This window comes from Actinomadura latina NBRC 106108, assembly GCF_001552195.1.
Taxonomy (GTDB): Bacteria; Actinomycetota; Actinomycetes; order Streptosporangiales; family Streptosporangiaceae; genus Spirillospora; species Spirillospora latina.
Genome location: NZ_BCQS01000031.1, coordinates 17192 through 39348, shown reverse-complemented (window position 1 = coordinate 39348; position 22157 = coordinate 17192). Strand labels below are relative to the sequence as shown.

The window sequence follows — 22157 nt, the reverse complement described above, 5'->3', positions numbered from 1 at the left end:
CGGCCGGTCCAGGGGCCACGCCTTTATCGGAAACCGGGGTTTCCCAAACGTGGCACTCCCGTCGCGGAAAGGGTATGCCTAAACTACCTGGCACCCGGCGGCACAGGAGGGATCGTGATCGCGAGACCGGAGGGCGGCCCCCGCGTGGTGGTGGGAGTGGACGACTCCGCGGGCGCCCGCTGCGCGCTCTCCTGGGCGATCGGCGCGGCGCGGCTGCGCCGGCTGCCGCTGCTGGTCGCGCACGCGGCGCCGCTGCCGCCGCACGTGTCGGCGGCCGGGCAGCTCGGCTGCGGCATCACCGAGGCGCTGCGCGGTTCCGGCGCCGAGCTCATCGCGCGGCTGCTCACCGAGGTGTCCGGCGGCCCGCCGGACGGGGTGCGGCTGACCGCGCTGGCGCTGGTCGGGGAGCCGGGCGCCACGCTGGTGCGGCTGGCGGGCGACGACGACATCCTGGTCGTCGGGCACGGGACGCGCGGCCCGTTCTCCCGGCTGCTGCGGCCGTCGGTGCGGCTGCACTGCGCCCGGCGGGCCCGCGCCACGCTGGTGTGCGTCCGGCAGCCCTCGTTCGAGACGCTGATGGAGGGCCTCGCCGTCCGGGACGAGTCGCCCGAGCACGTCCCGGACTCCCGTTTCCGCAGGCTGGGGCGGCGGCTGCGGCTCCCGCTCTGACCGTCCCCGCTCGTCCCGCTTAGGCTTGCGGTATGCGCAAGTACGTCATCATCGGGGCCATCGGCAGCGGCAAGGGGACCCAGTCGGGACTGCTCGCGCGGGATCTGGACATCGTGCACATCAGCGTCGGCGACGTCTTCCGCTGGCACGTCAAGAACCACACCAAGCTGGGCGCGCAGGTGCGGCGGATCATGGCGGCCGGCGAGCTGGTCGGCGACGATCTCGCGGAGAACGTCGTCCGGGAGCGCCTCGACCAGCACGACTGGAACTACGGGTTCGTCGTCGACGGGTTCCCGCGCAGCCGGCGGCAGACCGAGTTCTTCCTGGAGAGCTACGACATCGACGGGGTGATCCACCTCGACCTGCCGGACGCGGAGGTCCGCCGCCGGGTGCTGGGCCGGCGGCTCTGCTCCCGGTGCGGGATGGACTACAACCTGATCGCGGACCGTCCCACGCAGGAGGGCCGCTGCGACGTGTGCGGCGGCGAGCTGGTGACCCGGGAGGACGACACCGAGGAGGCGCTCGCCGAGCGGCTGCGCGACTACCACGAGAAGACCGACCCCATCCTGGAGCTGTTCAGCCGCAAGGAGTACGTGGTGACCGTGGACGCGCGGCCGGGCATCGACGAGGTGCAGCGGACGCTCCGCGGGAAGCTCGGCCTGCCGATGCCGCGATGACGTCCCCCGTGGTGGCCCTGGCCGACGACCGTGCGGCGCGCCGGGGTCTGGAGCTGTTCCTGAAGCGGGACGACCTGATCCATCCGGAGCTGCCCGGCAACAAGTGGCGCAAGCTCAAGCACAACCTGGAACCGGCCCGCGCGCACGGGACGCTCCTCACGTTCGGCGGGGCCTACTCCAACCACATCCGTGCGGCGGCGGCGGCCGGGAAGATCTTCGGGTTCGGGACGATCGGCGTGATCAGGGGCGAGGAGCACCGGCCGCTGAACGATTCGCTGGCCTACGCCGAGCGGATGGGCATGCGCCTCACCTACATGGACCGCACGACGTACCGGCGCAAGAACGAGCCCGAGGTCATCGACGCCCTGCACGGGCGATGGGGCGACTTCTACCTGGTGCCAGAGGGCGGCAGCAACGCACTGGCCGTCAAGGGGTGCGAGGAGCTGGGCGCGGAGGTACCGGGCTTCGACGTGATCTGCTGCCCCTGCGGGACGGGCGGGACGCTCGCCGGCCTGGCGGCGGGCCTGGCCCCGAGTCAGCGGGCTCTCGGGTTCTCCGCGCTCAAGGGCGACTTCATGGACGGCGAAGCAGAGCGGCTCCAGCGCGAAACCTATGGCGAACGCCGGGGAAGCTGGCGTGTCGAGAACGGCTTCCACTTCGGCGGCTACGCCAGGCGCACCCCGGAACTGGACGCCTTCATCGACGATTTCGCCGACCGGCACGGCATCGTCCTCGACCGGATCTACACGGCGAAGATGATGTTCGGCATCTTCGCGCTGGCCGAGCAAGGCGCCTTCTCTAAGGGCGCGCGGATCCTGGCCGTCATCACCGGCTGACCGGACGGCCCCGCGCATCCGGGGCCGTCCGCGCGGGCGTCAGGCCGGAGGCAGGTCGACCAGGGTCGCGAGGGCGGCCCGGTGCCGGCCGGGCGTGCCGAGCGCGATCGAGTCGGCCTTGGCGCGCTTCAGGTAGAGGTGCGCGGGGTGCTCCCAGGTGAAGCCGATGCCGCCGTGCATCTGCACGCACTCCTCGGCGGCCTTGACCGCGACGGCCGAGCAGTGCACCTGCGCGACGGCCACCGCGATCGGCGTGTCGTCGTCGCCGGCCGCGACGCAGGACGCCGCGTGCCGGGCCACGGCGCGGGCCTGGGTGATGGACGTCCACAGGTCGGCGAGGCGGTGCTTGAGCCCCTGGTAGGAGCCGACCGGGCGGCCGAACTGGTAGCGCGTCTTCACGTAGGCGACGGTGTCGTCCAGGCAGCGTTCGGCCAGCCCGAGCTGCTCGGACGCCAGCATCGCCGCACCCGTCAGCAGGGCGGCGCGGACGGCGTCCGTCCCCTCGGCGACGCGCCGGGCGGGCGCGCCGGTGAAGGCGACGTCGGCGAGCCGCCGGGTCATGTCGAGCGAGGTCACGGCGGTGCGCCGGGCGTCGGCGGCGTCCACCGCGTACAGGGCGCCGGACGCCGGGACGAGGAGCACGTCCGCGGCCATGCCGTCGGCGACGCTGGTGACCTCGCCGGTCAGCGTCCCGTCCGCGGCCCGCACGGCCGGGGCCGCGTCCCCGGGACCGGCGCTGAACGGCACCGCCAGGACCGCGATCTTCGCTCCGGCGGCCAGTTCCGCGAGCAGGTCGCGCTCCCCGGCGGCCAGCAGCGCGGCCGTCGCGACCACCGAGCTGGTCAGGAAGGGGACGGGCGCGGCGGACCGGCCCAGCTCCTCCATGACCACGGCGGTCTCCCGCCAGGTGGCGCCGGCGCCGCCGAGGTCCTCGGGCACGGGCAGCCCCGCGCAGCCGAGCTGGACGGCGACGGCCCGCCACAGGCCCGCGTCGTACGGCTCGTCCTTCTCGGTCCCCGCGAGGACCGAGGTCCAGGGCGCCTTGTCGTCGAGCAGCGCGCGGACGCCCGCCCGCAGGTCGTTCTCGATCTCGGAGTACAGCAGGTCGCTCACTTGGGCAGGTCCTTCCACGCCACGTCCTTGTCGACGCGGATCTCACCGGGCAGGCCGAGGACGCGCTCGGCGATGATGTTGCGCAGGATCTCCGAGGTGCCGCCCTCGATGGAGTTGCCCTTGGCGCGCAGGTAGCGGTAGCCGGGCGAGCGGCGGGTGAAGTCGACCTCGGTGGGGCGGCGCATCGTCCAGTCGTCGTAGCGCAGGCCATCCTCGCCGAGGATCTCCAGTTCCAGGCCGGAGACCTCCTGGTTGAGCTGGGCGAAGGCGAGCTTGGCGCCGGAGCCCTCGGGGCCGGGCTGCCCGGCGGTGAGCTGCTGGCGCAGCCGCGCCCCGGTGAGCCGGGCCGCCTCGGTCTGCACCCACGCGCGCAGCAGCGCGTCGTGCAGGCCGGGGGTGCGCAGTTCGGGACGGTCCCGCCAGAGCGCGGCGACGACGCCGATCATGCCGCTCTCGCGCGGCGCGGCGCTGCCGCCGATCGCGACCCGCTCGTTCATCAGCGTGGTGGTGGAGACCCGCCAGCCCTGCCCGACCTCGCCGAGCCGGTGCTCGTCGGGGATCCGCACGTCGGTGAGGAACACCTCGTTGAACTCGGCCTCGCCGGTGATCTGCCGCAGCGGCCGGACCTCGACGCCCGGCGCGGTCATGTCGCAGACGAAGTAGGTCATGCCGCGGTGCTTGGGGACGTCCGGGTCGGTGCGGGTGACGAGGATCGCCCAGCGCGCCTCGTGGGCCATGGACGTCCAGACCTTCTGGCCGTTGACCGTCCAGGCGTCGCCGTCGCGGACGGCGCGGGTGGCGAGCGCGGCGAGGTCGGAGCCGGCGCCGGGCTCGCTGAACAGCTGGCACCACAGCTCCTCGCCCGTCCACAGCGGGCGCAGGAAGCGGCGCTTCTGCTCCTCGGTGCCGAACGCCAGGATCGTCGGCGCGGCCATGCCCAGCCCGATGCCGTTGCGCTCGGGGTGGTTGGTCGGCGCGCCGGCCTCGGCGAACGCCCGGTCGACGGCGGGTTGCAGGTGCCGCGGGGCACCGAGCCCGCCCAGGCCCGCGGGGTAGTGGACCCAGGCGAGCCCGGCGTCGAACCGGGCGCGGAGGAACTCCAGGGGCTCCATGGCCGAGGGGTCGTGTGCGGCGAGGAACTCGCCGACCCGCCTGCTCAGCTCGTCGGCGTCGGGCGGTGCTGTGCTCACAGGGCGAACCTCCGCGCGGGGCAGCGGGCGGCGGCCGGGCCGCCCGCTCGGAACATACCAACCGGTCGGTATGGCAGGTCCAGCCTAGAAACCGGCGGGACGCCGGGTCAAGCGCCCCCGCGCCGGCTCACCCGTCCGCGCCGCCCAGCGCGCGGGCGAGCCCCCCGTGGTCGTGGTAGTCGCGGGACTCGACGATGTGGCCGTCGCGGACGCGCAGGACGACGATGTTGGGCACGACGAACGCGCGCCCGGTCTCGGTGTTGCGGCCCTCGTACTCGTACTCCGCGATGATCACCTCCGGGTCGGGGGTCTGGTGGACGACGACGTTGCGCGCCTTCATCTCCAGCGGCAGCGTCTCCAGGCGGGCGAAGTGCTCGCGCAGCGCCTCGCGGCCCTCCAGGCGCGAGGCGGGATGGGCGAACGGGTGGACGACCACCGCGTTCTCGGCGTACAGCCGCGGCAGCACCTCGGGGCGCCGCTCGGTGACCCCGTCGAGCAGCCGCTGGAAGACGGCCCGGGGGCTGGCGAACTCGGACATGACACTCCCCTACAATCGGAGTCCGTGCTCCGTATGAGAAAATACGGAGTCACGACTCCACTTGTCAACGGACACTCGTCAACGGAAAGGCCGCGATGACCTCGCCCGCGTCCGGCCGGCCGCTGCGCGCCGACGCCCTCCGCAACCGGGCCAAGGTCCTCGCCGCGGCCGAGGAGGTCTTCGCCGTCCAGGGGACCTCGGCCTCCACCGAGGAGGTCGCGCGGAAGGCGGGCGTCGGGATCGGCACGGTGTTCCGCCACTTCCCGACCAAGGAGTCGCTGCTGGAGGCGGTGCTCGTCGCGCTGCTGGAGCGGCTGGCCGGCGAGGCGGAGGAGTTGCGGTCGGCCGCCGACCCGGGCGAGGCGTTCTTCGGGTTCTTCTCGCGGGTCGTCTCGCAGGCGGCGGCGAAGCAGGCCGTCACCGAGGCGCTGGCAGAGGCCGGCATCGACGCCCGCGAGGCCACCGGGCGCGCCGGGCCCGGCCTGAAGGCGGCCCTGGGCGTCCTCCTCCGGCGGGCGCAGGAGGCCGGGGCCGTCCGCGCCGACGTCGGAGCGGGCGAGGTCATGGCGCTGCTGGCCGGCATGTCCTACGCCGCCGGGCGCGCCGGGGCCCGCGAGGACGTCCTCCGGATCGCCCTGGACGGGCTGCGCCCGCACACCTGCCGGGATCAGGCCGCCGCGCGCGGGTAGTGCGCTCAGCAGCCCCCACCGGCTACGGCAGCGCCAGTTCGGCGGGAAGGTCGTCGCGGTGCAGGACGGTCAGCGACGTCACGGCGCGGGTCAGCGCGACGTACAGGCGGGCGAGACCGCGCGCCTCGGCGGCGGAGACCGCCGCGGGCTCCTCCCCCAGCGGCGCGCCGAGCAGGTCGTCGATGGTGGCCTGCTCGACCCTGACCTCGCCGAGCGCGGGCAGCACCGCCGAGATGTAGGCGAGGAACGCCCGGTTCGGGCCGACGATGAGGACGCCGGACCGCGACAGCCGCTCCCGGCGGCGGCGTCGGCGGACAGGCGCTCGGCGTGCTCGCGCATGCGGCGCAGCGCGGCGCGGGACTCGGCGAGGTGGGCGCGTTCGGCGGCGAGTATCTCCGGTTCGCCGGCTTCGGCGGGCATGCGGGCAGACCTCCGGCAGCGAGAGGTGGGTGAGGGCGAAACCCACAACCTTACCGGCCGGAGCGGAGGGCCGGCGGCGCTTCGCCTTGCCGGGCCGGGCGGGGGTGTGTGACGTTGGGCCGCATGGTGTCTTTAACGGGACGGTCCGCGTTGGTCACGGGAGCGTCGTCCGGCATCGGCGCGGTGGTGGCGGAGGCCCTCGCCGCCGCCGGCGCCCGCGTGGGGCTGGTGGCGCGCCGCAAGGACAGGCTCGAACAGGTCCTCGCCCGGTGCCGCGAGCACTCCCCCGGTTCGGCGATGTGGACGGCCGACCTCGGCGAGCTCGACGGGATCGGCGAGCTGGCGGCGGCGGTGGAGCGCGAGTTCGGCGGCGTGGACGTGCTGGTCAACAACGCGGGGATGCCGAAGCGGCGCCGCGTCCAGGACCTGTCCCCCGCCGAGGCCGAGGACGTCATGCGGCTGAACTACGCCTCCCCGGTGCGGCTCACGCTGGCGCTGCTGCCCGGCATGATCGAGCGGGGGCGCGGTCACCTGGTGGCGGTCGGGTCGGTCGCGGCGCGGCTGGGCCCGCCGCACGAGGGCGCCTACGGCGCGTCCAAGGCGGCGCTGACCGCGTTCTGGGAGAGCATGGCGGTCGACCTGGACGGCACGGGCGTGCGCGTCCACGTGATCCAGCCCGCGCTCATCGCGGGCACCGAGCTGTTCACGCTGCCCGGCAACGAGCCGCCGCTGAGCGACGTGTCCGACGCGCTGCCGCCGCAGCAGGTCGCCGACGCCCTCCTGGAGGTCCTGGAGAGCGGGAGGTTCGAGCAGTACGTGCCGGGCTGGTTCGACGAGATGGCGTCCGGCAAGGCCGCCGACGTGGACGCGTTCATCGCCGGCGTCAAGGAGTGGGCCCGCGACCGGTCGGCCCCCTGACCGGAGGCGTTGCCGCCCTTCCCGCGCGTCAGTAGGGTGTGGATCCGCAGTGATCCGCGTCACAGTGAGCCGCGAGGTGCCGATGGCCGCTCCAGCAGGTCTCCGGGTCCGCGACGTGACGGTCCGGTTCGGCCGGCTGACGGCCGTGGACGGCGCCGCGCTCACCGCCCCGCCCGGCGCGGTGACCGGGCTCATCGGCCCGGACGGCGCGGGCAAGACGACGCTGTGCGACGTGATCACCGGGCTGCGCCGCCCGGCGGCGGGCACCGTCCACCTCGGCGACGCCGACCTGACCGGCGAGGCGGCGCGCGAGCGGGCCCGGCGCGGCATCGCCCGCACCATCCCCGGGCCGGCCGGTTCGCGCACCGTGCGGGAGGCCGTGCGGGCCGCCGCCGCGCGGCACGCGCTGACCCGGGAGCAGCCGGGCCGGACGGCGCGGGACCGGTGGCGCCGCCGCCTCGACGCCCGGCGGGCCGCGGCCCGCCGGGCCGACGAGGCCATCGCCCGCGTCGGCATCGAGGAGTACGCGGAGCGGTGCGCGCGGTCGGCGCCGCCCGGTGTGGCGCTGCTGACCGGCCTGGCGCGGGCCCTCATCGCCGAACCGGCGGTGCTGGTGCTGGACGAGCCGTGGGCGGGCCTCCTGGAGCGGCAGGCCCGCGCCCTGGAGGTGCTGCTGCGCGACCTGGCCGCCGACGGGCTCGCGGTGCTGGTGGTCGAGCGGGAGCTGGAGCCGGTGCTGGGGGTCTGCGACGTCCTGCACGTCCTGGACGGCGGCAGGGTGATAGCGGCGGGCGCGCCCGCGGAGGTTCGCGCCGATCCCCGGGTGCGCGCCGCCTACCTGGGCGTCACCACGTGTCGATCCACGGCCGGGGGCGGTCCTCGACGGGCGGGGCTCCGGCGAACACCGTGGTGATCCAGCGGCGGGTGTCCGCGGGGTCGATGACGTCGTCCAGCTCGAACACCGTGGCGGCGTGCAGGGCCTTGCCGTACTCGTAGGCGGCGGCGACCATCCGCTCGAACAGCGCCTCGGGGTCCTCGGCGGCGGCCAGCTCCTTGCGGAACCCGAGCCGGACGGCGCCCTCCAGCCCCATGCCGCCGATCTCGCCGGTGGGCCACGCGACGGTCGCGAGCGGCGCCTTGAACCCGCCGCCGGCCATGGCCTGCGCGCCGAGCCCGTAGCCCTTGCGCAGCACGATCGTGATGACCGGGACGCGCAGGTTCGCGCCGATGACGAACAGCCGGCTGAAGTGCCGGACGGTCGCGGTCCGCTCGGCGTCCGGGCCGACCATGAACCCGGGGGTGTCGCACAGGGACACCACGGGCAGGCCGTGAGCGTCGCACAGCTGCAGGAACCGGGCGGCCTTGTCGGCGGCGTCGCGGTCGATCGCGCCGCCGAGATGCGCCGGGTTGCTGGCGATGAGGCCCATCGGGCGGCCCTCGATCCGCACCAGCGCGGTGATGATCCCGATCCCGAAGGCGCGGCGCAGCTCCAGCACCGACCCGGTGTCGGCGAGGTGGGCGACGGCGCGCCGGACGTCGTAGGCGCGCATCCGGTTCTCGGGGACGACATGGCGGAGGACGCGCTGGTCGTCGCACGTCCAGTCGTCCCGCGGACCCTGGAAATAGGAGAGGTAGCGGCGGGCGGCGCCGACGGCCTCCGCCTCGTCCGCGACGACGATGTCGACGACGCCGTTGGGCTCCTGGTCGCCGATCGGGCCGATCTCCTCGGGCGCGAACACGCCGAGGCCGCCGCCCTCGATCATGGCGGGCCCGCCCATCCCGATGTTGGCGTCGCGGGTGGCGATGATGACGTCGCAGCAGCCGAGGAGGGCCGCGTTCCCGGCGAAGCAGCGCCCGGACGCGATCCCGACGGACGGGACGACGCCGCTGAGCCGCCCCATCGCGTGGAACGTCGGCACGTCCAGGCCGGAGATCGAGGAGGTGTCGGTGTCGCCGGGCCGTCCCCCGCCGCCCTCGGCGAACAGGACGAGCGGCAGGCGGCGGCGATGGGCGATGTCGAGCATCCGGTCGGTCTTGCGGTGGTTCTGGTGGCCCTGCGTCCCGGCCAGGACCATGTAGTCGTAGGACATGACGACGGCCTTCTCGCCGTTCACGTCCCCGATGCCGCACACCATGCCGTCGGCGGGGGTGCGCTCGATGAGGTCGTCCAGGGACCGCCGCTGCCGCTGCGCCGCGATGGCGAGGGCGCCGTACTCGGCGAACGTGCCGGGGTCGCACAGGTCGGCGATGTTCTCGCGGGCGGTGCGGTGGCCGCGCGCGTGCCGCTTGGCGACCGCCTCGGGACGGGCCGCGTCGAGCCCGGTCCCGTGCCGCCGCAGCGTCTCGGCGAGGTCGGCGCGGATCGCGTCGAGGTCGGTCTCGTCCTCCTCGGCGGCGTGGTCCCCGCCGGCCTCGGCGGGCTCGACGAACAGCAGCGGCGCGCCCTCGGCGACGGTGTCGCCGGGCGCGGCGGCCACGGCGCGGACGACGCCCGCCTGGCCGGCGCGGACGACGTGTTCCATCTTCATCGCCTCGAGGATCAGCACCGGCGCACCGGTCCCGACCAGGTCGCCCTCGGCCGCCTCGACGCTCACGACCGTGCCCTGCACGGGCGCGGCGACCGCGACGGTGCCGGGCGGCGCGTCCACCGCGGCGGCGGCCTCCGGCTCCGTCGCGTGCGCGGTCTCGGGGTAGTAGCGGCGGTGCTCGCTCTCCAGGAGCTCGGGCAGGTGGTCGGCGATGAAGGACGTGTCGACGCCGCCGGACGTGAACTCCGGATGCCGCAGGATGCCCTGGAGCAGCGGGATGCTCGTGGCCACGCCCGCGATCTCGAACTCGCCGAGCGCGCCGTGCGCCCGCGCGGCCGCGGACGGCAGGTCCTCCGCGCGGGCGATGACCTTGGCGAGCAGCGGGTCGTAGCGCAGGCCGGTGCGGTATCCGGCGTATCCGCAGGTGTCGACGCGGACGCCGGGGCCGGACGGCGGCGCGAACGCGGTCAGCGTCCCGGCGCGGGGCCGGGGCGTGCCGTCGGCGTCGATCGTCTCGGTGTTCACCCGCACCTGCACGGCGCAGCCGGACGCGGCCGGCGGCGCGGCCAGGCCCACCCCGGCGAGGTCCTCCCCCAGCGCGAGCCTGATCTGCGCCTTCACCAGGTCGACGCCGGTGATCTCCTCGGTCACGGTGTGCTCGACCTGGAGCCGCGGGTTGGCCTCCAGGAACCAGAACTCGTCCCCGGCCACGAGGAACTCGAACGTGCCGAGGCTGTCGTAGCGGACGCGGGCGGCCATGCGGAGCGCCGCGTCCAGCAGCGCGTCCCGGACGCCGCCCGGCAGCGCGGGCGCGGGCGCGATCTCGATGAGCTTCTGGTGGCGCCGCTGGACGCTGCAGTCGCGCTCCCACAGGTGCGTGACGGCGCCGGACCCGTCCCCGGCGGCCTGGACCTCGATGTGGCGGGCGCGCGGCACGTACTTCTCGGCGTACAGGTCGCCGCTGCCGAACGAGGCGAGCGCCTCCGACCGGCAGCGCTCGTACGCGGCGGCCGTCTCCGCCGGATCCGCGACGACGCGCATGCCCCGACCGCCGCCGCCCGCGACCGCCTTGAGCATGACGGGGCCGTGCTCGCGGGCGAACTCCTCGGCGCCGGCCGGGCTCACCGCGCCGCCCGTGCCGGGCGTCACCGGCACGCCGGCCTCGCGCGCCAGTTCCCGCGACCGCGCCTTGTCGCTGAACAGCTCCAGCAGCTCGGGGCGCGGGCCGGCGAACGCCAGCCCGGCGGCGGCGCAGCGCGCGGCGAACCCGGCGTTCTCGCTCAGGAAGCCGTAGCCGGGGTGGACGGCGGTGGCGCCGGCGTCCTTCGCGGCGGCGAGCAGCGCGTCCGCGTCGAGGTAGCCGGCGACGCCCTCGCCGGGCAGCGCGCGCACCTCGTCGGCGCGGCGCAGGTGCGCCGAGGCGGCGTCGTCGCGGGTGTGGACGGCGACCGTCCGCAGGCCCAGCTCGGCCGCGGCCCGCACGATCCGCAGCGCGACCTCTCCCCGGTTGGCCACCAGGATCCCGCCCACCCGGCCCTCCTCACCTCGCCTTGGCCGACACTCTAGAGAGCCGGGCTGCGGGCGTGCGCGCCGCCCTACGTGCCGGTCGCGACCGCGCCCGCCGCGAGGTCCCGGTGCGCGCGGATGATCTCGGCGTAGCGGTGGCCGCTGTCCTTGACGACGCGCTTCTGGGTGGCGAAGTCGACGTGGACGAGCCCGAACCGCTGCGCGTACCCGTACGCCCACTCGAAGTTGTCCAGCAGCGACCAGGCGAAGTAGCCGTCCAGGGGGACGCCCGCGCGGATCGCGGACGCGCACGCCGACAGGTGCGCCTCCAGGTAGGCGGTGCGCTCGGCGTCGTGGACGGCGCCGCCGGGCGTCACCGTGTCGGCGTAGGCGGAGCCGTTCTCGGTGACCATGATGCTGGGCGGCGCGTACTCCCGCGTGACGCGCAGGAGGACCTTCTCCAGCCGGTCCGGGTGGATCTCCCAGTCCATGCCGGTGCGCGGCGTCCCCGCCGGGGTGATCTGCCGGGTGCGCGGCGGCGGCCCGCCGGGGTCGGCGACGTTCACCGAGCGGCGGTAGTAGTTGACGCCGAGCCAGTCGAGCGGCGCGGCGATCGCCTCCAGGTCGCCGGGCCGCACCGGCGGCTCCACCCCGTACTCCTCGACCATGTCGGCGGGCAGGCCGCGGCCGAAGAGCGGGTCGAGCCACCAGCGGTTGTGGTGGCCGTCCTCGCGGCGCGCCGCCGCGGCGTCCTCGTCCCGGTCGCCGCCGGGCTCGCAGTCGGTGAGCAGGTGGACGATGCCGGCGCGGGCGTCCGGGACCGCCGCCCGGATGGCCCGCAGACCGAGCCCGTGGGCCAGCATCAGGTGGTACGACGCGGGCACGGCCGCCCGGATGTCGGCGACGCCCGGCGCCATCGTCCCCTGCAGGTGGCCGATCCACGCCGCGCAGATCGGCTCGTTCAGCGTCGCCCACGAGGCGACGCGGTCGCCGAGCGCCCCGGCCACGACGGACGCGTAGTCGGCGAACCGCTCGGCGGTGTCGCGGGACGGCCAGCCGCCCCGGTCCTGGAGCGCCTGCGGGAGGTCCCAGTGGTAGAGGGTCGCGTGCGGCTCGATACCCGCCTCCAGCAGCGCGTCCACGAGCCGGTCGTAGAACGCCAGGCCGGCCGGGTTGACCGGGCCGTCCCCGGCGGGAAGCACCCTGGGCCACGCGATCGAGAACCGGTAGGCGCGCAGGCCGAGCGCCTTCATCAGCGCCACGTCCTCGGGCCAGCGGTGGTAGTGGTCGCAGGCGACGTCGCCGGTGTCGCCCCCGGCGACCGCGCCCGGGACGCGGCAGAACGCGTCCCAGATGGAGGGGCCGCGGCCGTCCTCCGCGGCGGCCCCCTCCACCTGGTAGGCCGAGGTCGCCGCCCCCCAGGCGAAGCCGGGTCCGAACGCGGTCAGGTCGTCGTCGATGGGCACGGGTCTCCCTCTGGGTCGTCGAGACGGGTCATTTGACGGAGCCGGCGGTCAGGCCGGCCACCAGGAAGCGCTGGAGCAGCAGGAACCCGGCGACGACGGGGACGCTCACCACGAGGGAGGCGGCCATCACCTGGTTCCAGTAGACCTCGTGCTGGGTGGAGTAGCCCTGCAGCCCGATCGCCAGGGTCCGGGTCTGGTCGTTGGTCATGACGGAGGCGAACAGGACCTCGCCCCAGGCGGTCATGAACGCGTAGACGGTCACCGCGACGATGCCGGGCAGCGCCGCCGGGACGATCACCCGCAGCAGCGCGCCCATCGGGCCGCAGCCGTCCACCCGGGCCGCCTCGTCCAGCTCGCGCGGGATCGACTCGAAGTAGCCGGCGAGCATCCAGATCGAGAACGGCAGCGAGAACGTCAGGTACGTCAGGATGAGCGCGCCGCGGCTGCCGTACAGGGCGATCCCGGTCGCGTTCCCGGCGTTGACGAAGATCAGGAACAGCGGGAGCAGGAACAGGATGCCCGGGAACATCTGCGTGGACAGCACCGTCACGGTGAACACCCGGCGCCCGGCGAACCGGTACCGGCTCACCGCGTACGCCGCGCCGATCGCGATCGCGACGGACGCGAGCGTGGCGCCGCCCGCGACGACCACGCTGTTCACGAAGTACCGCGCCAGCGGGACGGTCGACCACATGTCGATGTAGGGCCGGATCGTCGGCTCGGACGGGATCCACCGGAACGCGCCCTGGACGTCCCGCAGCGGCTTCAGCGACGAGCTGACCATCGCGTAGACGGGCAGGAGGGTGAACACGGTCAGCAGCGTCAGCACGATGCGCCGCGTCCACACGAACGACTTCGGCGGGCCGGCCGGCCCCCTCCGGGAGGCCCCTCGCCGGGACGTGCGGGCCTCAGCCATGCGCGGGCCTCCGCCTCGACGTGGCGAGCAGGTACGCCGCCGTGACCAGCAGCAGGAACAGCAGGAGCAGCACCGACATCGCCGAGCCCGTCCCGAAGTTCCAGGTGACGAACGACGCGTGGTAGATGTGCACCGAGATCAGGTCGCCGCCGTCCGGCGCCGCCTTGCCGAACAGGACGAACGGCGTGTTGAAGTCGTTGAACGTCCACAGGAACAGCACCAGCACGAGCACCTGGTTGATGGGCCGCAGCGCGGGCAGCGTGATGTGCCGGATCTGCTGCCACACCCCGGCGCCGTCCAGCGCGGACGCCTCGTACAGGTCGCGGGAGATGTTCTGCAGCCCCGCCATCAGCACCAGGAACGCGAACGGCCACGACCGCCACACGATGACGGTGACCAGGGCCCAGAAGCTGTTGTCGCCGATCAGCCAGAACGGGCGGTCGCCGCCGGTGACGTGCAGCTGGTCGGCGAGGATGTGGTTGACCATGCCGGTGTCGCGCTGGAACATGAACGCCCACGTCATCACCGCGGTGTAGACGGGCAGCGCGTACGGGACGAGGAAGATCGCGCGCAGCGGCCCGCGCCCCCGGAACCGCTCCTGCATCAGGACGGCGGCGGCGGTGCCGAGCAGCCACGACAGGCCCACCGCCAGCACCGTGACGGCGACCGTGACGAGGAACGAGCGCAGCAGCCCCGCCCCGATCGCGCCGTCGAAGTCGACCGCGACCCGGTAGTTCTCGACCCCGTTGCCGGGCGCCTTCGACCATTCGCGGATGTAGAAGAGCGTCAGCTCCTTGAAGCTCATCCAGATCCCGACGGCGATCGGCACCAGGTGCACGATCAGCTCCGCGACGACCGCCGGCGCCAGCAGCAGGTAGGGCAGCGCCTTCGGCGGCAGGCGCGGCCGCCTCCCCGGCCGGGCGCCGGCGGGTCCCGGCCGGGGCCTCTCGGTGCCGCCCGCACGGGCGGCCGAGACGTCCGCAGTCGCCATCCGCCTACTTGCCCATCTGTTCCTGGGCGGCGGCGAGCTTCTCCCCGACCTTCTCCTCCGTGATCGGCTTGCCCGCGGCGGCGTCGGCGAACAGCTCCTTCATCGCGGTGCCGACGGCCGTCTCGAACTGGCTCTCCTCCGGGACCTGCGGCAGCGGCGCCGCGCTGGTGGCGAGGATGCTCTTGAAGACCTTGAGGTCGGCGGTGTCGAACGCCGGGTCGTTCTGCGCGGCGGTGACGGCCGGCAGCGACCCGTACGCCTTGTTGAGGATCTTCTGCTCCGCGTCGCCGGTCATGAACTTCACGAACTTCAGCGCGCCGGCGCGGTTGCCCGAGTTCTTGAAGACCGCGATGTTGATCCCGGCGACCATCGAGGTGACGTCGCGCCCGCCGGGCGGCGCCGGGGACGGCTTCGGCAGCGGGACGACGCCCCAGTCGCCCGGCTTCATGCCGAGGTTGGTCAGGCCGCTGGTGGTCGCCTGCCACATCAGCATCGCGGCCTTGCCGGTGGCGAAGTCGTTCAGCGACTGGTTCGCCGAGTACTCGGCGTTGCCGGGTGCGGCGATCTTCTCCGCGGCGATGAGGTCGACGTAGGACTTGACCGCCTTCACCGCCTGCGGGGTGGCGAACTGGGGCTTGCCGTCGGCGGTGAAGAAGTCGGCCCCGTACATCTGGCCGAGGTTGAACGCCGCGTGGACGTTCTCGGGGATGCTGGCGCCCTCGACGGCGATGCCGTGCTTGCCGTCCTTGGTGAGCCTGCGCCCGGCGTCGATCATCTTCTGCCAGGTCTTGGGCGGCTCCAGGTTCGCGTCCGCGAACATCTTCTTGTTGTAGTAGAGGCCGTAGGCGAGGGAGTAGAGCGGCACCGCGGCCGGGGGCCTGCCCTTCGCTCCGGCGGAGGCGAGCGCGGCGGGCACGAACCGGCCGGCGCCGCCGACCTCGGCCATGGCGGCGTCGTCGAACGGCAGCAGCCCGCCGGTCGCCTGCAGCGACGCCGACCAGGTGTTGCCGATGTTGAGGACGTCCGGTCCCTGGCCGGAGGTGGTGGCTGCGAGGATCCGGTTGAGCAGGTCGGTCCAGGGGACGACCTCCAGCTCGACCTTGATGCCGGTCTGCTGCTCGAACTTGGCCAGCTCCGGCTTCAGCACCTTCTTGTCGGCGGCGATGTCGGTGCCCTGGTTGCTGGCCCAGTAGGTCAGCGTCTTCGGGTCGCCGTCCCCGCCGCCGGACGCGGTGCCGCCGCCGCACGCCGCCGCGGTGGTCACCAGCAGTCCTGCCGTGAGGACGGCCGCGGCCCGTCCTGCGAACGTGGTTTGGCGCATCGGCTCGGCCTTCCGGTCCTGAGTGACGGGGGTCACTCCACGAGTTTGATCACACCTTATTTCACGACGTGATCTAAGCAGTGACATAATGGCCGGGTCAAGACCTGAGAACCGCGGGGGACGCGGCCGCGCGGCGGCCGCGGGAGAAGGGGGCCCGATGCCGGAACGGCGCCGGAGGACCGTGCGCGACCTGCGCCGCACCAACCGGTCGGTGCTGCTGCGGCGGCTGTACTTCGACGGGCCGCTCAGCCGCCAGGACCTGGCCAGGGAGACCGGCCTCAGCCCCGCGTCGGTCAGCAACGTGGTCACCGAGCTGATCGAGGCGGGGCTCGTCGTGGAGGCGGGCAGCGTCGACTCCGACGGGGGCCGCCCGCGGGTGCTGCTGAAGACGGCGGCCGGTTACGGCCACCTCATCGGGGTGGACGTCGGCGAGACGCGGGTGATGGTCGAGCTGTTCGACCTGGAGTTGACCCAGCTCGCCAAGGCCGACTTCCCGCTCGGGGACGGCGGCCACGACGAGCACGCCGTCGTCCGGTACATCCTGGCCGGGCTGCCCGCCGTCATCGAGGGCGCATCGGTCGACCCGGCGTCCATCATCGGCGTCGGCGTGGGCGTCCCCGGCGTCGTCGAGCACAGCGTGACCGAGCACGGCCCGGAGGCGGTGGTGCACTGCCAGACCGTCGGCTGGGATGCCGTGCCGCTGGAGCGGATGCTGCGCGCGGGCACCGGGCTGCCGCTGTTCGTCGACAACGGCGCCACCTCGCTCGGGCAGGCCGAGATGTGGTTCGGCGCGGGGCGCGGGAACCGCAACGCCGTCGTCGCCCTCATCGGCTCCGGCGTCGGCGCCGCCGTGATGATCGACGGCTCGCCGTACCGGGGCGCGGCCGGCAGCGCCGGCGAGTGGGGGCACACGACGGTGCGGGTCGGCGGCGCGCGGTGCCGCTGCGGGTCGCGCGGCTGCCTGGAGTCCTACGTCGGCGCGACCGCGCTGCTGGAGCGGTACCGGGCGGCGGGCGGCCCGGCCGGGACGGACGAGGAGGCGGCCCTCGCCGGGCTGCTCGCCGACCCGTCCGGCGCGGCGGCGGACCTGCGGGACGAGACCGCCGAGTACCTGGGCGCGGGCATCGCCGACCTGGTCAACCTGTTCAGCCCCGAGAAGATCATCATCGGCGGGTGGGCGGGGCTGCTGATCGGCGGCCGGATGCTGGACCGGATCGTCGCGGCGACCGCCGCGTACGCGCTGCGCCAGCCGTTCGCGCAGACCACGATCGAACTCTGCCACCTCGGCCCGGAGGCGGTCGCGGTCGGCGCGGCCACCCTCCCGCTCGCCCACCTGCTCGACAGCGGCGGCGGCCCGGCGGCGCGATAGCCGTACCGGCGGGGCACGGGCGATAATGGAGGCCCGACCAGCACCCGGAGGAACGACGACACATGGGCACCGCCGGACGTCCCGTGCGCGAGTCACTGCTGGACGCCGCCGCCGACCTGCTCGTGGAGCGCGGCTACCGCGCCGTCCGCATGCGGGACGTCGCGGAGGCCGCCGGGGTGAGCCGGCAGACCGTCTACAACGAGTTCGGCGACAAGTGGGGCCTGGCGCAGGCGGTCGTCGTCCGCGACAACGAGCGCTACCTCGACGGCATCGACGCGGTCCTGTCGGCGCACGACGACGTGTACTCCGCCGTGGTCGCCGCGGTGACGTACACGCTGCAGACGTCGGCGGACGACCAGCTGAAGAAGGCGGTGCTCACCGGCGCGGGCGGCGACGAGATGCTGCCGCTGCTCACCACGCAGGCCGAGCCGGTGCTGTTCACCGCCAGCGCCCGCATCGCCGAGCACGCGCTGCGGCAGTGGCCGCACCTCGACCGCGACGCGCTCACCGAGGTCGCCGACGCCGCGGTCCGGCTGACGATGAGCCACATCATGCTGCCCTCCGGCCCGCCGGAGGCGTTCGCGCACTTCGTGGCCCGCCTGGTGACCCGCTACCTGTCGGTCCCGGCGCGGACCGCCGGCCCGGACGCCGGGTGAACCGCGAGCGACGGGTCCGGCACCGGCTTTCCGGCGTCGCGGCCGCTTCCCTCCATCAGGGGACGGCGGTCTGGACGTGGACGGCCTTCACCGTCGTCATCTCGTCCAGGAGCTCGGGGCCGTAGCCGAAGCCGTGGCCGCTGGCGCGGCGCGGGGTGGCGGCGCCTCCCGGGGCGCCGCCGAACACGGCGTTGATCTTCACGGTGCCGGTGTTCAGGGTGCGCCAGGCCGCCTGCGCGTGGGCCATGTCGCGGGTGAGGACGGTCGCGGCGAGGCCGTAGCGGGAGCGGCGCGCCGCGTCCAGGGCCTGGTCGAACGACGGCGCGGTGCGGACGGGCGCGACCGGCCCGAAGACCTCCTCCGCCATGATCGGCATGTGGTCGGTGCAGCCGGCGAGGACGGTCGCCGGGTAGAACGAGCCAGGGCCGCCGGGGATCTGCGCGCCCGCCAGGGGGCGCGCGCCGTCCGCGATCGCCTTCTCGACCTGCTGGTGGACGTGGGTACGGTGGCGCTCGTCGACGAGCGGGCCGAGCTCGGTGGACACGTCGGCGCCCGGCCCCATCCGCAGGTTCCGGGCGCGATCGGCGAGCGCGTCCAGGAACGGCTCGGACACGGCCTCGTGGACGTAGACGCGCTCGACGGACGTGCAGATCTGCCCGGCGTTGGCGAAGCAGCCGAGGGCGGCCTGCCCGGCGGCCCAGACCGGGTCGACGCCGGCGTCGACGACCAGCGGGTCGGAGCCGCCGTTCTCCAGCAGGGTCTTCGCACCCGTGCGCAGGGCCAGTTCGGCGATGCGCCGCCCCGCCGCCGTGGAGCCGACGTGCGCGACGACGTCGGCGTCCGGGTTGCCGGCGAGGGCCTCGCCCGTCTCGCCGCCGCCGCTGACCATGTTGAGGACGCCGTCGGGCAGGCACCCCGCGAGCAGCTCGGCGAGCAGCGCGCCGGTGTGCGGGGTCCGCTCGGACGGCTTGTGCACGACGGTGTTGCCGGTGGCCAGGGCGGCGCCGATGAGCCCGCAGGCGATCGCGACCGGGTCGTTCCACGGCGTGATCACGGCGACGACGCCGCGCGGCTCGCGGACCATGAAGTCGGCGGCGTCCCAGCCGCCCTGCAGGCTGCGGCCCCCGTGCAGGGGGCCCAGCTCGGCGTACTGGCGCAGCGTCCCGATCCCGGCCTCGACGCCGCCGAGGGCGTCGCCGGAAGGCTTGCCCATCTCGGCGGTCACCAGCGCGGCCAGCTCGTCCATGCGCTCCTCGACCGCCCGCGCGGCGGCGTGCAGGGCCGCGCCCCGGCCGGCGGCCGGCGTGGCCGCCCAGCCCGGCGCCGCGTCGCACGCCGCCGCCACCGCCGCGTCCACGTCCGCCCGCGTGGACACCGCCACCACCCCCAGCGGCTCGCCGGTCGCCGGATCGTCCACCGAGAACACGTCCTCCCCGGTGCCCTGGCTCCACCGTCCGCCGGCCAGCATCCACCTGTCCCGGGGCCGCATGGCCTCCCCCTCCCGTGTCGCCGTCAGTGTCGGGGTCCGTCGGATCGCCTACCCGGTGAGGCGGTCTTCAATGACGGCGCCCCCGCGTCAGTGACCACTTACTGAAGTCGGCTACCGTGGTGCGCACGCGAATTGAGGGAGGCGCGGTGGACTTCGACCTGCCGGAGAGCGCGGCGGCGGTGCGCGAGGGCGTGCTGGCGATCGCCGGGAAGTACGACCAGGAGTACTGGGGCCGGTGCGACGCGGAGAAGCGCTGGCCCGAGGAGGTCTGGCGGGAGCTGGTCGCCGGCGGCTGGCACGCGCTGGCGGTCCCGGAGGAGTACGGCGGCGGCGGCCAGGGGCTGCTGGAGCTGGCGGTGGCCCTGGAGGCGCTGGCCGAGGGCGGCGCGGGCGGCGCCGCGTCGTTCATGTACCTGCTGACGCCCGCGTTCGGCGGGCTCACGATCGACCGGCACGGGACCGCGGAGCAGAAGCGCGAGTTCCTGCCGAAGATCGCGTCCGGGGAGGTCGAGACCTGCTTCGCGATCACCGAGCCGGACGCGGGCAGCAACGCCATCAACATCTCCACCCAGGCGCGCCGCGACGGCGACCACTTCCTGGTCAGCGGGCAGAAGATCTGGATCTCCGGCGTCGAGCGCGCCGACTTCCTCGTGCTGGTCACCCGGACGATCCCGGCGTCCGAGGCGCGGCCCCGCACGTCCGGCTTCACCGTCCTGCTGGTGGACGTCGGGCAGGCCGTCGCCGAGGGCACGCTCACGTACCAGCCGATCCCGAAGCTGGGCACCAACACCGTCGCGTCCAGCATGGTGTTCCTGGACGAGGTGCGCGTCCCGGCGGACCGGGTCCTCGGCGAGGCCGACCAGGGGTTCCTCGTCCTGTGGGACATCCTCAACCCCGAGCGGATCCTGGCCGCGGCGGGCGGCGTGGGCTCGGGCGGGCTCGTGCTGAAGCTCGCCTGCGAGTACGCCGGCGAGCGGGCGCCGTTCGGCAAGCCGATCGGGTCGAACCAGGCCATCGCCTTCCCGCTCGCCAAGGCCAAGGCGCAGCTGGAACTGGCCCGGCTGATGGCCTACAAGGCCGCCTGGCTGTGGGACCGGGGCCGCCCGTGCGGCTCGGAGGCCAACATCGCCAAGCTCACCGCGGCGGACGCGGCCTGGCAGGCGGCCGACCGCGCCTTCCAGACCTACGGCGGCATGGCGTACTCGATGGAGTACCCGATCGCCCGGATGTTCCGCGACGCCCGCATCGCCAAGAACATCCCGGTCGCGGAGGAACTCGTCCTCGCCCACATCGCGCAGCACGAGCTGGGGCTGCCCAGGTCGTACTAGCCCTCGCTCACGGGGATGCGGACCGCCGTGCCCGGGTCGTGCGCGGCGCGCAGCCCACCCGATCATCCCGAATTGCATTCGAGACGGTCGACCTGTTGCCCGGGTCACACCGCGCACGCCAGCATGAGGGTTTCCGCCCCGCAGCGAGGAGTGCCCATGCCCCGGTCGTACGCCAGCGCCGTGCTCGACGCAACCGCCGACGAGGTGTGGTCCTACCTGCGGGACTTCGGGAACCTCGCCGAGTGGATGCCGGGCGTGGAGACCGGCGTGATCGAGGACGGCGGCCCCGGCGACCGCGTCGGCTGCGTCCGCCGGCTGATCGGCCCCGGCGACTCGGTGTTCCGCGAGCGCCTCACCGGGCTGGACGACGCCGGCCGCGGCTACTCCTACGAGATCATGGAGTGCCCGCTGCCGCTGCGCGGCGCCCGCGGCCACCTGCGCGTCTCGCCGGTCACCGCGACCGGCCAGGCGTTCGTCGAGTGGTGGGGCGAGTTCTCCGCGGACGCCGGCGACGAGGAGGCGATGACCAAGACCCTCGCGCGGGGCATCTACGCGACGGGCCTCGGCGCCCTCGCCGAGCGCTTCGGCTGACGGCCGAACGCCGCGCGCAGCCGCCGCGCGGCGAACTCCATCGCCTCGGCGCCGGCGTCGAAGATCTCGGGCAGCAGGAAGAAGGAGTGCACGACGCCGTCGTAGCGGCGCAGCTCGACCGGCACCCCGGCCGCGGCGAGCCGGCGGGCGTACGCCTCGGCCTCGTCGCGCAGGATGTCGCACTCGGCGGTGATGACGGTGGCGGGCGCGGCGCCCGCGAGGCGGGGGGCGCGCAGCGGGGCCAGCCGGAAGTCGGACGGGTCGGCGCCGCCCCGGTACAGCTCCATGAACCGGGCGAGCGTGCCCGCGTCCAGCCCGTACCCGGTGCCGTACTCCCGCCAGCTCGGGGTGTCCATCGCCGTGTCGGTCACCGGGTAGACGAGCAGCTGGTGGGCGAGCGCCACCCCGCGGTCCCGGGCCAGCAGCGCGACGCCGGCGGCGATGTTCCCGCCGGCGCTGTCCCCGGCCACCGCCAGGGCGCCGGGCACGATGCCGTAGCGTCCCGGCTCCCGCGCCGCGGACGCGACGACGGCCCACGCGTCGTCCACGGCCGCGGGGAACGGGTGCTCGGGAGCCAGCCGGTACCCGACGTTCAGGACGACGCACCCGGCGGACGCGGCGAGGTCGCGGCACGCCGCGTCCACGTTGTCGACGCCGCCGAGCACCCAGCCTCCGCCGTGCAGGTAGACGACCGCGGGCAGCGGCCCCCGCTCGGGCCGCTCCGGGCGGTACAGCCGCACCGGCACCGGCCCGCCGGGCCCGCGCACCTCGATGTCGCGGACCCGCGGAAGCTCCCGCCGCACGGCCGGGAACGCCGCGCCGATCCGCTCCCGCATCTCCGCGATCGTGGGCTCGGGCGCCTCCCCGGGCGGCGGGGCCGTCCAGGCGGCGAGCAGCTCCAGGAAGCTCACGGTCTGCGGGTGGACGGGCATGCGGCGGCCTCCGG

General features: G+C 74.4%; 21 protein-coding genes. 10 read left to right on the top strand and 11 right to left on the bottom strand.

Annotated features, from left to right (window positions below; all coding sequences use genetic code 11):
- Positions 1-114: 114 nt before the first annotated feature.
- The 3 genes from AL2_RS29945 to AL2_RS29935 are packed head-to-tail and all read left to right on the top strand — an operon-like array spanning position 115 to position 2182.
- A complete protein-coding gene (locus AL2_RS29945) occupies positions 115-669 on the top strand; it encodes a universal stress protein (protein ID WP_168444828.1) in 555 nt (184 codons plus the stop codon).
- A gap of 32 nt (positions 670-701) precedes the next feature.
- Positions 702-1346, top strand: a complete 645-nt coding sequence (locus AL2_RS29940; protein WP_067639520.1) for an adenylate kinase family protein — start codon at positions 702-704, stop codon at positions 1344-1346.
- A complete protein-coding gene (locus AL2_RS29935) occupies positions 1343-2182 on the top strand; it encodes a 1-aminocyclopropane-1-carboxylate deaminase/D-cysteine desulfhydrase (protein WP_067639518.1) in 840 nt (279 codons plus the stop codon). Before AL2_RS29940 ends, AL2_RS29935 begins: the two co-directional genes overlap by 4 nt.
- A gap of 39 nt (positions 2183-2221) precedes the next feature.
- On the opposite strand, the gene AL2_RS29930 is transcribed toward AL2_RS29935, so the two are convergent.
- The 3 genes from AL2_RS29930 to AL2_RS29920 form a co-directional block, all read right to left on the bottom strand.
- Positions 2222-3295: an acyl-CoA dehydrogenase family protein gene (locus AL2_RS29930; protein ID WP_067639516.1), complete on the bottom strand. Its 1074-nt coding sequence runs from the start codon at positions 3293-3295 to the stop codon at positions 2222-2224.
- Positions 3292-4485 carry an acyl-CoA dehydrogenase family protein gene (locus AL2_RS29925; protein WP_067639514.1) on the bottom strand — a complete coding sequence of 398 codons (1194 nt, stop codon included), beginning with the start codon at positions 4483-4485 and terminating at the stop codon, positions 3292-3294. Before AL2_RS29925 ends, AL2_RS29930 begins: the two co-directional genes overlap by 4 nt.
- A gap of 127 nt (positions 4486-4612) precedes the next feature.
- Positions 4613-5023: a nuclear transport factor 2 family protein gene (locus AL2_RS29920; RefSeq protein ID WP_067639512.1), complete on the bottom strand. Its 411-nt coding sequence runs from the start codon at positions 5021-5023 to the stop codon at positions 4613-4615.
- Positions 5024-5118: 95 nt separating this feature from the next.
- Here AL2_RS29920 and AL2_RS29915 point away from each other — a divergent pair, with 95 nt between their 5' ends.
- Positions 5119-5712, top strand: a complete 594-nt coding sequence (locus AL2_RS29915) for a TetR/AcrR family transcriptional regulator (RefSeq protein WP_067639510.1) — start codon at positions 5119-5121, stop codon at positions 5710-5712.
- 22 nt (positions 5713-5734) lie between these two features.
- Here the strand turns inward: AL2_RS29915 and AL2_RS38190 are convergent, their stop codons facing one another.
- Positions 5735-5938 (bottom strand): hypothetical protein, encoded by a 204-nt coding sequence (locus AL2_RS38190; protein ID WP_067639506.1) that lies wholly within the window; start codon positions 5936-5938, stop codon positions 5735-5737.
- A gap of 344 nt (positions 5939-6282) precedes the next feature.
- Here AL2_RS38190 and AL2_RS29905 point away from each other — a divergent pair, with 344 nt between their 5' ends.
- A complete protein-coding gene (locus AL2_RS29905) occupies positions 6283-7050 on the top strand; it encodes an SDR family NAD(P)-dependent oxidoreductase (protein ID WP_210748685.1) in 768 nt (255 codons plus the stop codon).
- 49 nt (positions 7051-7099) lie between these two features.
- Positions 7100-7963 (top strand): ATP-binding cassette domain-containing protein, encoded by an 864-nt coding sequence (locus AL2_RS29900; protein ID WP_245667034.1) that lies wholly within the window; start codon positions 7100-7102, stop codon positions 7961-7963.
- Here the strand turns inward: AL2_RS29900 and AL2_RS29895 are convergent.
- The 5 genes from AL2_RS29895 to AL2_RS29875 all read right to left on the bottom strand — a co-directional run bounded on the left by AL2_RS29895 (position 7896) and on the right by AL2_RS29875 (position 15814).
- The gene (locus tag AL2_RS29895) at positions 7896-11108 is read right to left on the bottom strand and encodes an acetyl-CoA carboxylase family protein (RefSeq protein WP_067639500.1); all 3213 of its coding nucleotides are present in this window, start codon (positions 11106-11108) and stop codon (positions 7896-7898) included. The two genes, AL2_RS29900 and AL2_RS29895, sit on opposite strands and share 68 nt — an antisense overlap.
- A 65-nt stretch (positions 11109-11173) precedes the next feature.
- The gene (locus tag AL2_RS29890) at positions 11174-12550 is read right to left on the bottom strand and encodes a GH1 family beta-glucosidase (protein WP_245667033.1); all 1377 of its coding nucleotides are present in this window, start codon (positions 12548-12550) and stop codon (positions 11174-11176) included.
- A gap of 28 nt (positions 12551-12578) precedes the next feature.
- A complete protein-coding gene (locus AL2_RS29885; protein WP_067639498.1) occupies positions 12579-13466 on the bottom strand; it encodes a carbohydrate ABC transporter permease in 888 nt (295 codons plus the stop codon).
- Positions 13459-14457, bottom strand: a complete 999-nt coding sequence (locus tag AL2_RS29880; RefSeq protein ID WP_067639497.1) for a carbohydrate ABC transporter permease — start codon at positions 14455-14457, stop codon at positions 13459-13461. Before AL2_RS29880 ends, AL2_RS29885 begins: the two co-directional genes overlap by 8 nt.
- Before the next feature lie 4 nt (positions 14458-14461).
- Positions 14462-15814 (bottom strand): ABC transporter substrate-binding protein, encoded by a 1353-nt coding sequence (locus AL2_RS29875; RefSeq protein WP_210748686.1) that lies wholly within the window; start codon positions 15812-15814, stop codon positions 14462-14464.
- A 121-nt stretch (positions 15815-15935) separates the two neighbouring features.
- On the opposite strand from AL2_RS29875, the gene AL2_RS29870 reads away from it, so the two are divergent.
- Entirely contained in the window at positions 15936-17147 is a 1212-nt protein-coding gene (locus AL2_RS29870; protein ID WP_067639495.1) for an ROK family transcriptional regulator, read from the top strand.
- Between the two features lie 62 nt (positions 17148-17209).
- Positions 17210-17803, top strand: coding sequence for a TetR/AcrR family transcriptional regulator (locus AL2_RS29865; protein ID WP_067639493.1), 594 nt, complete (start codon positions 17210-17212; stop codon positions 17801-17803).
- 55 nt (positions 17804-17858) lie between these two features.
- Here AL2_RS29865 and AL2_RS29860 read toward each other — a convergent pair whose 3' ends face one another.
- A complete protein-coding gene (locus tag AL2_RS29860) occupies positions 17859-19292 on the bottom strand; it encodes an aldehyde dehydrogenase family protein (protein ID WP_218003725.1) in 1434 nt (477 codons plus the stop codon).
- 146 nt (positions 19293-19438) lie between these two features.
- On the opposite strand from AL2_RS29860, the gene AL2_RS29855 reads away from it, so the two are divergent.
- Together AL2_RS29855 and AL2_RS29850 are read left to right on the top strand one after the other, a co-directional pair.
- Positions 19439-20620, top strand: a complete 1182-nt coding sequence (locus AL2_RS29855) for an acyl-CoA dehydrogenase family protein (RefSeq protein ID WP_067639491.1) — start codon at positions 19439-19441, stop codon at positions 20618-20620.
- 156 nt (positions 20621-20776) lie between these two features.
- Positions 20777-21211 carry an SRPBCC family protein gene (locus AL2_RS29850; protein ID WP_067639490.1) on the top strand — a complete coding sequence of 145 codons (435 nt, stop codon included), beginning with the start codon at positions 20777-20779 and terminating at the stop codon, positions 21209-21211.
- On the opposite strand, the gene AL2_RS29845 is transcribed toward AL2_RS29850, so the two are convergent.
- The gene (locus AL2_RS29845; RefSeq protein ID WP_067639488.1) at positions 21169-22143 is read right to left on the bottom strand and encodes an alpha/beta hydrolase; all 975 of its coding nucleotides are present in this window, start codon (positions 22141-22143) and stop codon (positions 21169-21171) included. The two genes, AL2_RS29850 and AL2_RS29845, sit on opposite strands and share 43 nt — an antisense overlap.
- Positions 22144-22157 lie beyond the last annotated feature (14 nt).